The following is a 14,802-nucleotide window of genomic DNA, read 5'->3' on the forward strand; positions in this document are numbered from 1 at the left end:
TCAATGGTTTCATAACAATTAATTATTTTTAATTACCCCGTTTTATGTGTAATTTTGAAAGAAATTAAATATTAATATTATAAAACTAAAACTATGGCTTTCGAATTACCGAAATTAGGATACGCGTATGATGCATTAGAACCTCATATTGACGCTCGTACTATGGAGATACACCATTCTAAACATCATCAAGGGTATACAAATAATTTAAATAATGCTATTGCTGGAACAGATTTAGAAGGGAAGTCTATTGAAGATATACTTGGAAATTTAGATATAAATAATGGAGCTGTAAGAAATAATGGAGGTGGTTTTTACAATCATTCATTATTTTGGGACGTAATGAATCCAGAAGACAGAGGTTATTTGTCTGGCGAGTTAAAAGATGCGATTGAAGCTGAATATGGATCTAAAGATGAGTTTATTGCTGCTTTTAGTAAGGCTGCTGCAACTCGTTTTGGTTCTGGTTGGGCTTGGTTGTGTGTACATAAAGGAGGTAAAATAGAAATATGTTCTACGCCAAATCAAGATAATCCATTAATGCCAGGTATTGGCTGTGGAGGTACACCAATTTTAGGTCTTGATGTTTGGGAACATGCTTATTATTTAAACTATCAAAACAGACGTCCAGATTACATTAATGCATTTTTTAATGTTATTAATTGGAACGAAGTTGAAAAACGTTACGCTGAAGCAAAATAGGATTCTGCCGTAAAAAGGTCTAAACATAAAAACGCCTAGTATATATGATTACTAGGCGTTTTTTAATGGTATTTATCTAAATTTATTAGCAACTGAGTTTACTTATATCTTAATTCAGAGATCATATTTATTCAATCTTATGTTGCCAATTGTCTAGAAGTTTAGTACATACTTTAGTGAATCTATGTTTTATTAACGGATGGATAAGTATGTTTTGTAGGTAACTTTTATATTCAAACTCAAAAATCATTACAATGTCATTTTTATTATCTGAAGATTCATTAACGATCCATGTACCTTTTAAAGATTTTAGTGGATATGGATAATCTGGAGCACCCGTATTTACTGTAAATGAATATTGTTTTTCGTCTTCCCAAAGTGTGCATGTCTCGGTCCAGCTATCTTTACCATGAGAACAGGAGCGAACCATCCCTTTTTTTTCTCCAGAAATCACTGTTGAGCTATCAATATTAGGTGCCACTTCGTGGTAATTGGCAACATCAGATATTACTTCCCATACTCTGGATTTATTGGCTCTTACTTTTCTCTTAAATGACAAAGTTTTGATTCGGGTTCCATTTTTCGAATCTATTTTTGCTAAACCTATAGATTGATAAATAATGAAAAATATAATAGGAATTAAAAATAATCCAATTAGTAAGTAGCCCGTCTCCGAAATGTTAAAAGGTTGTGTGATTAGTACATAGGTACTTGCCAATACAAATAACAAGTCCTGGGTAATAATCCATAAAATGGCTAACGCTCTTTGTTTCTTTATTTCGATAAACATGGTTAACGAAAAAAAGGTAATTACGCTGCCTACTACTAAAAATGGTACATTATCACTAGTTTCAAAAATGGCCATAAGTTGTTTTTGGAAAGCCAAAATACCAATACCAGAAATAAAGGTTGAGATGGCATTTAGTCTTGTTGCTTTTTGCGATGTTTTCATGTTTTTTGTTTTATAAAGTTTCTAAAACAAAATTAGATTGAATCAAATCCTTGCAATTGATACTTTGCGCCAATTTGTTATATCTTTATGCTATGAAAATTTTTGCACCATATTTACTTAGCTTACTAAATTTTGCAGAATACCAGGGGCTTGATAGCGATGTCCTAAAAGGTCTTTTGCCGAATCGGAATGTTGACCTTTGTAATCCGGAAGAAATGATTAAGGCTGAAGAATATTTAGCTGTTTTTAATAAGGTTATTGAAGCCTCTAAAAATGATTATTGTGGTTTGAATTTTGGGTGTTACCTTAATTTAGGAGCATTAGGTTTAGTTTTGGAAATATCTCTGAATACTTCAAGTATTGAACAAGGGGTTTTTATTCTTCAAAATTTTCTGGATAGTAAGTTTCCTATCGTTTCGGTTACTGCTATTGAAGATTCTCAAAACTATATTTTACAATTAGATAGCTCTGTGGAAGACATTACATTAAAGAGGCATCTTTTAGATATGGTGCTAAGTGTTATTTATAGAGAACTAAAATTGATGTTAACAGATACTTTCATGCCTCAAATTAAATTGCCATTTATTGAAAGCAAATCTTATAATGATTTGTTAAAAGCGGAGATAACATATAATAACGAATATCAAATAGTTTTACCGCTAGAAGTCGTTAAAACAGAAATTAATAAAAATAAAGTAAAACAGGTCGAGCTTTTATTGCCAAAATTTATTGCGATGTTAAACGCAAGTAAAGCAGGTGATAAGGTTTTTTCGTATCAAATACGGAATATGACTTTAAATATGTGTGCTCCAGAAATTCCCAATTTTGAGCAGGTACAGAAGCAATTTCCTTACAGTAAACGCAATATGCAGCGAAAACTAACAAAAGAAGGCACATCTTTTAGAAGCATAGTCAATACAATAAAGGAAGAGCTTTCAAATTATTTAAAGAATGAAAAACATTTAAAAACTAAAGATTTAGCTTACATTTTGGGCTATTCAGAATCTAGTGCTTATTTGCATGCTGTAAAATCCTGGGCAAGGAAAAGAAATTAACGTCAGTTTGATATATTATAAAATGATAATCAGATACTTAAAAGGTTTTAAAGAAGAAATCATGTCATTCCGACGAGGAACGAGGAGGAATCTCATCATGATGAGATGTCTCGTCACTCATGCTTCGCTCCGTCGACATGACAAACAGCTGTATTTCATTGGATTATATAAGATGTTTTTAATAAAGTTTACGTCGAACTCAGGTTAAATTAATAAGTAATTATTGAGGCTGAATTTTTGATTGGAAAAATACTGGAATAAAGTAAAAATGAAAAAGGTGAACTAGTGTTCACCTTTTTGCCCCAAATCTACCATGAACTTAACCTACTTATGTTATGGTGAGTCAAATATATACTGCTTGCGAAGTTTGATAAAATATTTTAGTTAAACTACTTATATATTGGCTTAAACGGTTATTTTAAAGCTGTTTTAATGTAAAAGGAATGAAAAATAATATTTGGAGATAAATTTTGAAAAGAAACTAGATTGTATAAAAAAAGGCGAACAGTTGTTCACCTTTTTTTGCCCCAAATCTACCATGAACTTAACCTACTTATGTTATGGTGAGACCAAGGTATATGTATTTTAGGTATTCTGATTATTTTTTAGACGAACGGCACGTTTTTTGGATTAAGTGTGTTTTTATGCTGATAAAGTGGAAAAATTCGACAAACCGTAATTAATAAGCACGTTCATTATTACCCTCAAAAAAGTTGATAAACGCTCTGTTTACAACTCTGTTTCCTCCTACTGTAGGATAGTTTCCTGTAAAGTACCAATCTCCTAAATGTTCAGGACATGCTTTGTGTAAATTTTCAACAGATTGAAAGATGATTCTTACTTCTGCGTTAATGCTTTCATCACTTAGTAGTTCGGAAATTTTATCTGATATTTCTTCATCAGTAAAAGGGTCATAAATCTCTTTTACAAAATTCTGCACGTGTTTATCATCTAGATCAGTTTGACTAACACATTTATTATATACATCTTCTACAATATGATACTTATTTGCGTCTTTTAATAAACTTAAAGCAGCTCTAAAAGCAACTAAACTTTCTAGATTGGCCATATCGATACCATAACAATCTGGATATCGAATTTGAGGCGCAGAAGACACCACAATAATTTTTTTAGGGTTAAGGCGATCAAGCATTTTCAAAATACTCATTTTTAATGTCGTACCTCTAACAATACTATCGTCAATAATAACCAAATTGTCCTCTGGTTTTATAACTCCGTACGTAACATCATAAACGTGAGCCACTAAATCATCACGACTGCTATCCTCTGTAATAAACGTTCTAAGTTTTACATCTTTTATAGCAATCTTTTCAATTCGAGCACGCTCAGATAAAATTTCTGTTACCTTCTCGGCAGACAAAGAGCGTTGTCCTTTTAAGATTGTATTAGTTTTCTTTTTATTTATATAAGCTTCAGCAGTTTCGATCATTCCAAAGAATGATGTTTCTGCCGTATTAGGAATATATGAGAAGACGGTGTTTTTAGTGTCATTATCTATAGCTTCAAGAACTTTTGGCATTAACAGCTTACCAAGCGTTTTACGTTCCTGATAGATTTCTGCATCACTACCTCTGGAAAAATAAATACGTTCAAAAGAACAAGACTTTCTTTCTAAAGGTTCTAGTATTTGTTTAAAGCGTACCTCACCAGATTTTTTAATAATAATGGCTTGTCCAGGATCTAATTCTTTTACGTCTTCAAAGTTTACATTAAATACGGTTTGAATTACAGGACGTTCTGATGCAACAACAACAATTTCATCATCTTTATAATAATATGCCGGGCGAATACCTGCAGGGTCTCTTAAAACAAAAGAATCACCATGGCCAATAAGACCAGCCATAGCATAACCACCATCCCAGTTTTTTGCGGCACGTCTTAATATTTTAGCAACCTTAAGTCGCTCGGCAATAAGAGGAGAAGCTTCTCTCTTATTATAACCTTCTTTCTTTAAATCTTTATAAATTTTACTTACAGCATCGTCTAAAAAATGACCGATTTTTTCCATAATAGTTATGGTGTCGGTGTATTCTTTTGGATGCTGGCCCAGTTGAATAAGATTAGCAAAAAGCTCTTTAACATTTGTCATATTAAAGTTTCCTGCCATTATTAAATTTCTATGCATCCAATTATTTTGTCTTAAAAATGGATGTACACTTTCTACACTGTTTTTACCAAAAGTTCCATAACGAACATGTCCTAATAATACCTCTCCTATATAAGGGATGTGCTTTTTTTGTAAAGCAACATTATTAGCATACTCAGGGTGTGCTGTTAACTCGTTATTTACTCTTTCGTTTATCTTACCAAAAATATCTTGAATAGGTTGTTGTGCTACAGAACGTACTCTACTTATATAACGCTCACCAGGTTTAGTATCTAATTTTATACTTGCAAAGCCAGCACCATCTTGCCCACGATTGTGCTGCTTTTCCATCATAAGATACATTTTGTTTACACCATAAAATGCACTTCCGTATTTTTCTTTATAATATTCTAGTGGTTTTAAAAGTCTAATAACTGCTATTCCACATTCATGTTTTAAGGCATCACTCATATGTAAAGTTTTTCGCTTTCGCGGAAATTAAATTATTGGTTCCAAAATAATACTATCTCGGAGTTTTGTTATTAATTAAAAACGCACTCTATTTCAGAGCGCGTTCATTTTATGTTAATTCTATTTTATGTATACTTAATATGTGTTTCTTAAAAATCATATTTAATCGTCTAATTTTCATTAGGGATTGCTATAAATTATCGTTTAAGACGATTTCAAATTGTGTTAACTGTTTAAATTGTAATAAACGTTTGAGAACTTCTTCACTTGATAAATCTTGCATACGTTCAGTGCCAAATTTCTCCACACAAAACGATGCTAATGTAGAGCCATAAATAACAGCATTTTTCATGTTTTCAAAAGAAGTATCTCCAGTCTTTGCAAGATAACCTGCAAAACCTCCAGCAAAAGTATCACCTGCTCCTGTTGGATCAAAAACAGCTTCTAAAGGTAAAGCGGGTGCATAAAATACATTGTCATCATGAAACAATAAAGCACCATGTTCTCCTTTTTTAATCACCACATATTTTGGTCCCATATCATGAATTTTTCTAGCAGCAACAACTAAAGAATATTCTCCTGTTAGTTGTCTGGCTTCTTCATCATTTATGGTAATGACATCTACATTTTTAATCACGTTATGTAAATCTTCCAAAGCACAATCCATCCAAAAATTCATAGTGTCTAAAATCACTAATTTGGGCTTTGTTGTCATTTGGTCTAAAACACTTTGCTGTACCAAAGGGTGTAAATTTCCTAACATAACAATTTCAGCATCACGATAACTTTCTGGAACTATAGGATTAAAATCGGCAAGCGTATTTAATTCTGTAACTAAAGTGTCGCGAGAATTCATGTCATTATGATAACGACCGCTCCAAAAAAATGTTTTTCCATCTTTAACTATTTCAATTCCAGAAATATCTATGTTTTTACTTGATAATAAATCTAAATAGTCTTGAGGAAAGTCATCGCCAGCTATAGATACTATTGACGAGTCTACATTAAATTGTGAAGCTGATAAGCCAATGTAAGTTGCGGCACCGCCTAGAATTTTATCGGTTTTACCGAAAGGCGTTTCAATGGCATCAAAAGCTACTGTGCCAACTATTACTAATTTACTCATAAAAGAGACCTGATAATTTTCTGCAAAGATAAGTCTTTTAAGTGCTAATTCAAGAATATTTTTTTTGAATATAAATACGCTTAGTTGTAACGATGTTATGGGGTGGAAAAAGACTTATTTTCTTCCAAAATCAGCGGGAATTTCTCCCCATGCTTTAGTTTCCCATTTTACAATAACGGTTTTATAACTGTTCTTTTTTAACCAATCAATAGCTCTGTCAATTAATTCAAAAAGGGTCTTGTTTTTATTATTTCGTTCTAGTTTGGTATTACAATTTTTCTTTTTTACCCAACTTATAGCTGTTCTGGAATCGGTATATAAAATGCGATCGCTATTATTTTTTTTAAGTAGAGCCAAGCCATGTACAATAGCTAAAAATTCGCCTATATTGTTCGTTCCTTCTTCAAAAGGACCTTGAATAAAGAGTTGTTTTTTAGTTTTGGTATCAACACCTCGATATTCCATTTTCCCTGGGTTGCCACTTGAGGCGGCATCAACCGAAATAGAGTTATAGTTAGGTTGCCCTATTTTTCTTAATTGCTCTTTAGAGAGTTCACTTTTAAATGTAGAAGATTTTCCTATGTAGTCCTTATAATTTCCCTTTAAAGCTTTTTTTGCAGCTTCAAATGTAGAAAACGACTTGTATTGAGCGCCCTGAAAATCTTTTATTTGTGCTTTACAATCACTCCAAAATTCAAAAACCCCCGTGTGATGCCCTCTCCAAACAGTGTAATATTTCTTTTTCTTCTTAGACATTTTTTTTCATTCCCGCGAAGGCGGGAATCTTAATTTAAGTTTTAATTTTATTCAGATAACAACTTCTCAATAACTTTAGGGAAATGTTCCATTTCCAATTCATGAATTTTTTCAGCAACATCTTCGGCCGTATCAGAAGGGGAAACATGACATTTTGATTGAAAAATAATAGCGCCCTCGTCGTAATTTTCGTTCACGTAATGTATGGTAATACCAGTTTCAGCTTCATTATTTGCAACAACAGCTTTATGAACATTCATACCATACATGCCTTTACCTCCATATTTTGGTAATAAGGCCGGATGAATATTAATTACTTTATTAGGGAATTCTTTTAAAATAAGCTCTGGAAATTTCCATAAAAATCCAGCAAGAACAATTAAGTCTGGTTGAGAAGCCTTTAAGATATTTAATACGTCATTTGTTTTTGTAAACGCTATTCTGTTAAAAGACAACGCGCTCACTTTTAGGTTTTTAGCACGGTCTAAAACTTTGGCACGAGGATTGTTAGTAAGTACTTGAATAACAGACGCATTATCGCTGTTGTGAAAAAACTTAACTAAATTTTCAGCATTAGTACCACTTCCGGACGCAAAAATTACAATACGGTTCATTTTACAGTTTATAATGTTAAAATTATTCAACAAAAAAAAGAATAATTATTAACAATTTGAAGGTGAAATATAAATAGTTAAAACTTATTTTAGTAAATTACAAACACATTTTTATATGAAAGATGTGTTTTAAAAATAAAGTTTTTTATTTTTGCCAACTAATTAAAATTTAAAATTAAAATATTATGTCAGACATTGCATCAAGAGTAAAAGCGATTATCGTAGACAAATTGGGAGTTGATGAGAACGAAGTTGTAACAGAAGCAAGCTTCACAAACGATTTAGGAGCGGACTCATTAGATACTGTTGAATTAATAATGGAATTCGAAAAAGAATTTGATATTCAAATACCAGATGATCAAGCTGAAAACATTGCTACAGTAGGTCAAGCTATTTCTTATATAGAAGAAGCAAAATAAGCATTACACTTTATGGAGATAAAGAGAGTTGTAGTCACAGGGTTAGGGGCTTTAACACCTATAGGTAATACCAAAGAAGAATTTTGGGAAGGACTTATTAGTGGTAGAAGTGGTGCTGCGCCTATAACATATTATGATACCGAGAAATTTAAAACAAAGTTCGCTTGCGAATTAAAGGGTTTTAATGCAACTGATTTTCTTGATAGAAAAGAGGCTCGTAAGATGGATAAATTTGCGCAGTACGCTATGGTGGCTTCAGATGAAGCTATCGCAGATGCTAAATTAGATCTGGATGAGGTGAATAAGTTGCGGGTAGGTGTTATATGGGGAGCAGGAATTGGAGGTTTAGAAACCTTTCAGCAAGAAGTTTTGAACTTTGCCGATGGTGATGGAACTCCAAGGTTTAATCCATTCTTTATTCCAAAAATGATCGCAGACATTGCACCAGCCAATATTTCCATAAAACATGGATTTATGGGACCAAATTATACAACGGTTTCTGCATGTGCCTCTTCTGCAAACGCTATGTTTGATGCTTTAAACTCAATCCGTTTAGGGTATTGTGATGTAGTTGTTACAGGAGGAAGTGAGGCAGCGGTTACTATTGCTGGAATGGGTGGTTTTAATGCCATGCATGCATTATCTACTAGAAACGAAAGTCCAGAAACAGCTTCAAGGCCATTTGACGGAACCAGAGATGGTTTTGTTTTAGGAGAAGGAGCTGGTGCTTTAGTTTTAGAAGAGTACGAGCATGCTAAAGCAAGAGGAGCAAAAATATATGCAGAAGTTGCAGGAGGCGGATTGTCTTCTGATGCATATCACATGACAGCTCCACATCCAGAAGGTATTGGTGTGGTTGAAGTCATGAAAAATTGCTTAGAAAATGCCAACCTTAAGCCAGAAGATGTAGATCACATAAATACACATGGAACTTCTACGCCATTGGGTGATGTCGCCGAACTTAAAGCTATTTCTAAAGTTTTTGGAAATCATGCCAAGAATATAAATATTAATTCAACGAAATCAATGACAGGGCACTTATTAGGTGCAGCTGGAGCTATTGAAGCTATTTCGGTTATATTGGCAATGGAAAACGGTGTTGTTCCTCCAACGATTAACCATACTACAATAGACGAGAGCATTGATCCTGAATTAAATTTAACTTTAAATAAGGCTCAAAAACGTGACGTTAAAGTAGCTATGAGCAATACGTTTGGATTTGGTGGACACAACGCTTGTGTAGTATTCAAAAAAATTGATTGAAATCTGAATGAATGATAGACCATAACAATACATTAAACTTTTCAGTAAAATGAAACATGGTTTATTACATCTGACATAAAAATAACATTATTAATTTTCAGATGAAAAGCATTCGTAACATATTAAATTCCCGTTCTAAACGCAACGGGAATTTTTTTATGCAATTAACTAAAATTCTTGGGTTTAAACCTAAACACATTAAGTTCTACAAAACAGCATTCACTCATCGATCCATGAATATAAAGGATAGTAAAGGCAATGCTATTAATTATGAACGGTTAGAGTTTTTAGGAGATGCTACATTAAGTGCCGTCATTGCATCACATTTGTATCTAGAAGTACCAAGTGGTGATGAGGGATACCTAACCAAGATGCGTTCTAAGATTGTAAGTAGAGAGCATTTAAATGAACTAGGGAAAGACTTAAATTTAATAGACTTAGTAGAAAGTAAAATTCCACCTGGGCAGTTTGGAGACAATATTCATGGTAATATTTTTGAAGCTTTAATAGGGGCTATTTTTCTTGATAAAGGATATAAGTTTTGCGAAAAGTTTATATATAAATGTGTTATTATTCCTTATGTAGATATTGAAACTTTAGAGGGCAAAGTTATTAGCTATAAAAGCTTGCTCATTGAATGGTGTCAAAAAGAAAAGAAAACATTTGGCTATAATGTATATGAAGATACTGGTAATGATGAGGTTCGACATTTTTCAGTAAAACTATCTATAGACGAAAAAATTGTTGCAAAAGCACGTGCAACGTCAAAGAAAAAAGCAGAAGAAAAAGCTTCAAAACGCGCTTTTTTTGCATTTCAAAGCAAGATATCTAAAATGATTTAATACTTTTTGGGTAAAAGGACTAAACTATAACGTTTTCGTTTATTTTGTTATTAACATATCAGTCAAACGTATTCCGATTGACTGTTTTTAATATTATATTTACCACGATTAATATAAGTTATGGCTGTACACAAGCTTATTCTTGATGATGTTTTTGAAGAAGATCTATATACTTTAATAGCAATTCATTGTACCCTTGAAGATTATCGTTTAGCATATCTTTTAAATAAATATTTAGGAATAAGTCTTATAAGAAAACCATTGGATTTAGATTATCAGAATGGAAAATCAACGTATTCAATTTTTGAATGGGAAGATAATAAACAACAAACAATCTGGAATCTAGTATCTAATATTTGCAAAACAGAACATTATAGACAAGGAAGTAACGAATCATTATTTGATTCTGAAGAAAAAATAACGAGGACAACATATTTAATACCAGAATATAAAACGGTTAATTATTTTTTAAAAATAGATAATGACATCAATTTTAGTAAAGAGAAATATATTCTGAACAATGTATTAGAAGTACCTCAAATAGCTACGGCTTATAGTATTGATAGCAATCAATTGAAATCTAAGGACAATTTAATTTTTAACTAATGTCAACAACAAAGAAAACGAAGATAGTAGCAACATTAGGACCTGCTACAAGTACAAAAGAAGTTTTAAAGGGAATGCTTGAAGAAGGCGTTAATGTATTTAGAATAAACTTCTCTCATGCCGATTACAGTGATGTTACCCAACGCATTAAAATGATAAGAGAGTTAAATGAAGAATTCGGTTTTACTGCTGCCATTTTAGCAGATTTACAAGGCCCTAAACTTCGTGTTGGTGTTATGAAAGAGGAAGTAGTTGTGCATCCTGATGATGAAATCGTATTTGCCACTGGCGAACGTTTTGAAGGTACAAAGGAACGTGTTTATATGACATATGAAAGGTTTCCACAAGATGCAAAATCAGGAGAGCGTATCCTTTTGGATGATGGGAAATTAATTTTTGAAGTAGCCTCTACCAATAATAAGGACGAAGTTATTGCTCGCGTTATTCAAGGAGGTCCGCTTAAATCTAAAAAAGGCGTAAATCTTCCTAATACAAATATTTCGCAACCAGCTTTAACCGAAAAAGATATTGAAGATGCTATTTTCGCTATTAGCCAGGAGGTGGATTGGATTGCTTTGTCGTTTGTGCGTCATGCAGAAGATTTAATGCAACTTCGCGATTTAATAAATAAGCATAGCGAGCATAAAATACCAATTATAGCTAAAATTGAAAAGCCAGAAGCTGTAGAGAATATCGATAAAATTGTAACACACTGTGATGGTCTTATGGTTGCTCGTGGTGATTTAGGTGTAGAGGTTCCTGCAGAGGAAGTACCGCTTATTCAAAAACAATTGGTGTTACGTGCTAAAAAAGCAAGAATTCCAGTAATTATAGCAACCCAAATGATGGAGACTATGATTTCTAGTTTAACGCCAACAAGAGCAGAGGTAAACGATGTTGCGAATTCGGTTATGGATGGTGCAGATGCTGTAATGCTATCAGGAGAGACGTCTGTAGGTAGTTACCCTGTACAGGTTATTAAGCAAATGTCTAACATACTTAAAAGTGTAGAAGATTCAAAATTAATTAAAGTACCTCAATTACCACCTCATATTCGTACAAATCGTTATATAACAAAATCTATTTGCTACCATGCTGCTAATATGGCAAACGAAATTAGTGCAAAAGCTATTTCAACATTAACAAATAGTGGGTATACAGCATTTCAAATTTCGGCATGGAGACCATCGTGTCATATTTTAGTTTTTACATCTAATAAGCGCATATTAACACGCCTTAGCTTGCTTTGGGGGGTTCGTGCTTTTTACTATGATAAATTTGTAAGTACAGATGAAACGATTGAGGATGTAAATAATATTGCCTGTAAAATGGGGTATTTAGAAGAAGGAGATATGCTTATTAGTTTAGCCGCAATGCCAATTAAAGACAGGGGTATGGTGAATACATTACGAGTTACAGAAATAGAGACTTGTAATTTTTAATAACTTGATAGGAGAAGTTGATTTTAATTAGTTTAGTTCTTACAAATCAAATAAATAGGCTATAGAAAAATTAAAAAAACCAGTTGTATTTAAGTTAGATTCTGTACCTATAGCAGAAGGTAAATTTATATTATATCCAAATTCGAATTCAAAAGAGTTAGTACTAAATTCTAATGGAATATTAATTTGTGTATTAATTAAATTGAACACATTGTTTTCTAAATAATTTGTTACTGGTACACCATTTATTATAGTTGTTTGTGCTAACTCAAAAGTTTGCTTTCCGGCAACAATATTTAGTTCGGGTTTTAATTTTAAACTGCTTTTTTTTGTTTTAAGTAGTTTAAAAGAGGCATAACTTGTGGACGTAATTTGAAATGATTGGTCATTTCCAAATAAATAAGTTCCAGAGAGTTGTGTGCCTATTGTACGTTGTTTGTTTGTTATACCAGAACCCAGAGTTAAAGCATAGTGAAAAGGATTATTTACCCCATTAGAATAAAAATACCTTGAGCCTATGGCATAGAGTCTAAATAATTTGTTTTTGCCTAGGCTTTTACTATACCCTATGGAAGCAGCAGTGTAATCCCATTTAGGGACAAATTCATTATAATATATTCCAGATAAACTAAACATGTACCCTTTGGAATGCATATATGTAATTTGAGGTCTTATATTGTATTGATCAATACCAATATCTCTTCCAGAAAAATAAGTATCACTATTATAGTCTACAGAGACATATAAAAATTTAAAATTATTAACTCCTTGTATTAGCTCGTCTAAAATATCGTTTTCCAATAGACTATCAATAATCTCATCGACCTCTTTTTCTTTATCAATAGGTAACTTTTCCTGTGAGTATGTAAATAGGCCACTTGAAAATATTGCAAATGCCAAGAAGACTTTTTTCATGGATTTTTATTTATACTTGAAAAAGAAATAGAGTTTAGATATAAATATGGAAAAGTGGTTGAATTTTTTATTCAACCACTTTTCTCTTATAACTTGGTGTGAAAGGCATCGAATTAGCCACCATTATTATGCTTCCCCCTTTTCTTTCTATCCCGTCTTACAGACTCACGCAACTCATTTCTATCTTCTCCTCTTCTGGTTTTAAACCGTGTGCGCAATTGTTGTCGTTGCTCACGTGTTAATGTTGCTTTAAATTGTTCTTTAAGCCTATTTACTTTAACCTTATTTTCTTTAAGCAGATTTTTTTGGGTTTCGGTAAAAGACAACACTAAGGCATTTCGTCTTTCTTCTTTTGAAAGTTTAGCATTTTCTAATATGGCTAATTGCTCGGCAGTAAGACTGGCCTTAAAGGCTTCTCTATTTGTTTTAATTAAGTTACGCTGCTCCTGCATGAGTTTTTGTTGCTCCTGTGTTAGATTTCCCTTATCAAGGTTTTCTTGAGCTCCTAAACTTGTGATGCCTATAAAAATACCCAGCATTAGTAATTTAATTTTTTTTACAAATTTCATGTCTTCAATTTTTGTTTCTCAACGAAACAGAATGTTTTATAGCTATGAGCTTAGTGCTTTCTTCTTTTCCTTTTCAATTCTATTTCGGTAACTGTGCCATCTACTTCAGTTAGTGTGCCTATATTATCGCAGGTGCCATCACCATAATCCAAACTAGAAGTTTCTCCATTTACAGTGTATGTTTTAACACCTTGTACAATGTACTTGCATGCTGCCGGTTTTACTAAAGGTATTGTTATTTCAACTACTTTTGCATTTCCTTCAGCATTTGTAAACGTATGTGATCCAGTAACGGTTTTTTCATCATCTTTATGTGTGTCTGTATCCCCACCACTAGTAATAACTACCAAACGTGTTCCTACTTTAGTTACAGTCCCTTCATCGGTTTCTACAGAGATATCTACAGAGCCACTTATTTGTGGATTGCCATCACCATTAGCAGCAATGAACTCATGGGTTTTTGTTCCATTTATTACATGACCATTTATAGTAAAATTGGTAAATGTAACTGTACGGGTTTTGTCTATATCGGAGGTAGATTTTACTATGATAATCGTTCCCGAAATAACATCGCCATTTCTATCTACACAATCTTCTGGGAATGATACAGTAATTGTAACCGTATTATCTAAAGTTTCTTCTTCAAATACAGTACAATCAGGAAAAAAACCCGAACGATCATGACAATTTTTTCTTGGTGGAAATTTTTCTGAACTTGATTTACCAGTAGCAATATTTGATTCAAATTCTAAAGAACTCATGGCGTATAAGCTATAAGAGTCAGCCACACTTTCAACGCTTTCAATAGAGGCTTCAAGTGCTACCAATTCTGATGTGCTATCAGAAACTAATGTGTCTTCTGTTACAGATTCGTCTTTATTACAAGACATAAAAAATAATGTAAGTGTTGCTATAGCCATGGCTATCATAAATTTGTTCTTTTTCATAACAAAGGGTTTAATT

15 protein-coding genes are annotated in these 14,802 nt (G+C 32.7%); 7 read left to right on the forward strand and 8 right to left on the reverse strand.

What is annotated here, in order from left to right; all coding sequences use genetic code 11:
- Positions 1–93 precede the first annotated feature (93 nt).
- On the forward strand, positions 94–702 hold the full coding sequence (locus tag Q4Q34_RS08180) for a superoxide dismutase (RefSeq protein ID WP_303316773.1): 609 nt from the start codon (positions 94–96) through the stop codon (positions 700–702).
- Positions 703–829: 127 nt separating this feature from the next.
- On the opposite strand, the gene Q4Q34_RS08185 is transcribed toward Q4Q34_RS08180, so the two are convergent.
- A complete protein-coding gene (locus tag Q4Q34_RS08185) occupies positions 830–1,654 on the reverse strand; it encodes a type II toxin-antitoxin system RatA family toxin (RefSeq protein ID WP_303316774.1) in 825 nt (274 codons plus the stop codon).
- 92 nt (positions 1,655–1,746) lie between these two features.
- On the opposite strand from Q4Q34_RS08185, the gene Q4Q34_RS08190 reads away from it, so the two are divergent.
- Positions 1,747–2,709: an AraC family transcriptional regulator ligand-binding domain-containing protein gene (locus Q4Q34_RS08190; protein WP_303316775.1), complete on the forward strand. Its 963-nt coding sequence runs from the start codon at positions 1,747–1,749 to the stop codon at positions 2,707–2,709.
- A 679-nt stretch (positions 2,710–3,388) separates the two neighbouring features.
- Here Q4Q34_RS08190 and Q4Q34_RS08195 read toward each other — a convergent pair.
- The 4 genes from Q4Q34_RS08195 to purN form a co-directional block, all read right to left on the reverse strand.
- Complete coding sequence (locus tag Q4Q34_RS08195; RefSeq protein ID WP_303316776.1) at positions 3,389–5,287, reverse strand: amidophosphoribosyltransferase; 1,899 nt, start codon at positions 5,285–5,287, stop codon at positions 3,389–3,391.
- Between the two features lie 190 nt (positions 5,288–5,477).
- Positions 5,478–6,413 (reverse strand): PfkB family carbohydrate kinase, encoded by a 936-nt coding sequence (locus tag Q4Q34_RS08200; RefSeq protein WP_303316777.1) that lies wholly within the window; start codon positions 6,411–6,413, stop codon positions 5,478–5,480.
- A 114-nt stretch (positions 6,414–6,527) separates the two neighbouring features.
- Positions 6,528–7,169: a ribonuclease H family protein gene (locus Q4Q34_RS08205; protein WP_303316778.1), complete on the reverse strand. Its 642-nt coding sequence runs from the start codon at positions 7,167–7,169 to the stop codon at positions 6,528–6,530.
- A gap of 47 nt (positions 7,170–7,216) precedes the next feature.
- Positions 7,217–7,783, reverse strand: a complete 567-nt coding sequence (gene purN, locus Q4Q34_RS08210) for a phosphoribosylglycinamide formyltransferase (protein ID WP_303316779.1) — start codon at positions 7,781–7,783, stop codon at positions 7,217–7,219.
- Positions 7,784–7,968: 185 nt separating this feature from the next.
- Between purN and Q4Q34_RS08215 the strand changes: the two genes are divergently transcribed.
- The 5 genes from Q4Q34_RS08215 (at position 7,969) to pyk (ending at position 12,355) form a co-directional block, all read left to right on the forward strand.
- Positions 7,969–8,202, forward strand: coding sequence for an acyl carrier protein (locus Q4Q34_RS08215; protein WP_008269813.1), 234 nt, complete (start codon positions 7,969–7,971; stop codon positions 8,200–8,202).
- Positions 8,203–8,214: 12 nt separating this feature from the next.
- Complete coding sequence (gene fabF, locus Q4Q34_RS08220) at positions 8,215–9,465, forward strand: beta-ketoacyl-ACP synthase II (protein ID WP_303316780.1); 1,251 nt, start codon at positions 8,215–8,217, stop codon at positions 9,463–9,465.
- A 101-nt stretch (positions 9,466–9,566) separates the two neighbouring features.
- Positions 9,567–10,307 (forward strand): ribonuclease III, encoded by a 741-nt coding sequence (gene rnc, locus Q4Q34_RS08225; protein ID WP_303316781.1) that lies wholly within the window; start codon positions 9,567–9,569, stop codon positions 10,305–10,307.
- A 120-nt stretch (positions 10,308–10,427) separates the two neighbouring features.
- Complete coding sequence (locus Q4Q34_RS08230) at positions 10,428–10,913, forward strand: IPExxxVDY family protein (RefSeq protein ID WP_303316782.1); 486 nt, start codon at positions 10,428–10,430, stop codon at positions 10,911–10,913.
- Positions 10,913–12,355: a pyruvate kinase gene (gene pyk / locus Q4Q34_RS08235; protein WP_303316783.1), complete on the forward strand. Its 1,443-nt coding sequence runs from the start codon at positions 10,913–10,915 to the stop codon at positions 12,353–12,355. Before Q4Q34_RS08230 ends, pyk begins: the two co-directional genes overlap by 1 nt.
- Before the next feature lie 39 nt (positions 12,356–12,394).
- On the opposite strand, the gene Q4Q34_RS08240 is transcribed toward pyk, so the two are convergent.
- From Q4Q34_RS08240 to Q4Q34_RS08250, 3 genes are all read right to left on the reverse strand, one after another.
- Positions 12,395–13,270 (reverse strand): hypothetical protein, encoded by an 876-nt coding sequence (locus Q4Q34_RS08240; protein ID WP_303316784.1) that lies wholly within the window; start codon positions 13,268–13,270, stop codon positions 12,395–12,397.
- Between the two features lie 113 nt (positions 13,271–13,383).
- A complete protein-coding gene (locus Q4Q34_RS08245) occupies positions 13,384–13,839 on the reverse strand; it encodes a hypothetical protein (RefSeq protein ID WP_303316785.1) in 456 nt (151 codons plus the stop codon).
- A 50-nt stretch (positions 13,840–13,889) separates the two neighbouring features.
- Positions 13,890–14,786, reverse strand: a complete 897-nt coding sequence (locus Q4Q34_RS08250; RefSeq protein WP_303316786.1) for a hypothetical protein — start codon at positions 14,784–14,786, stop codon at positions 13,890–13,892.
- Between the last annotated feature and the right edge of the window lie 16 nt (positions 14,787–14,802).

The sequence above is a fragment of the Flavivirga abyssicola genome (assembly GCF_030540775.2).
In the GTDB taxonomy this organism is placed as follows: Bacteria; Bacteroidota; Bacteroidia; order Flavobacteriales; family Flavobacteriaceae; genus Flavivirga; species Flavivirga abyssicola.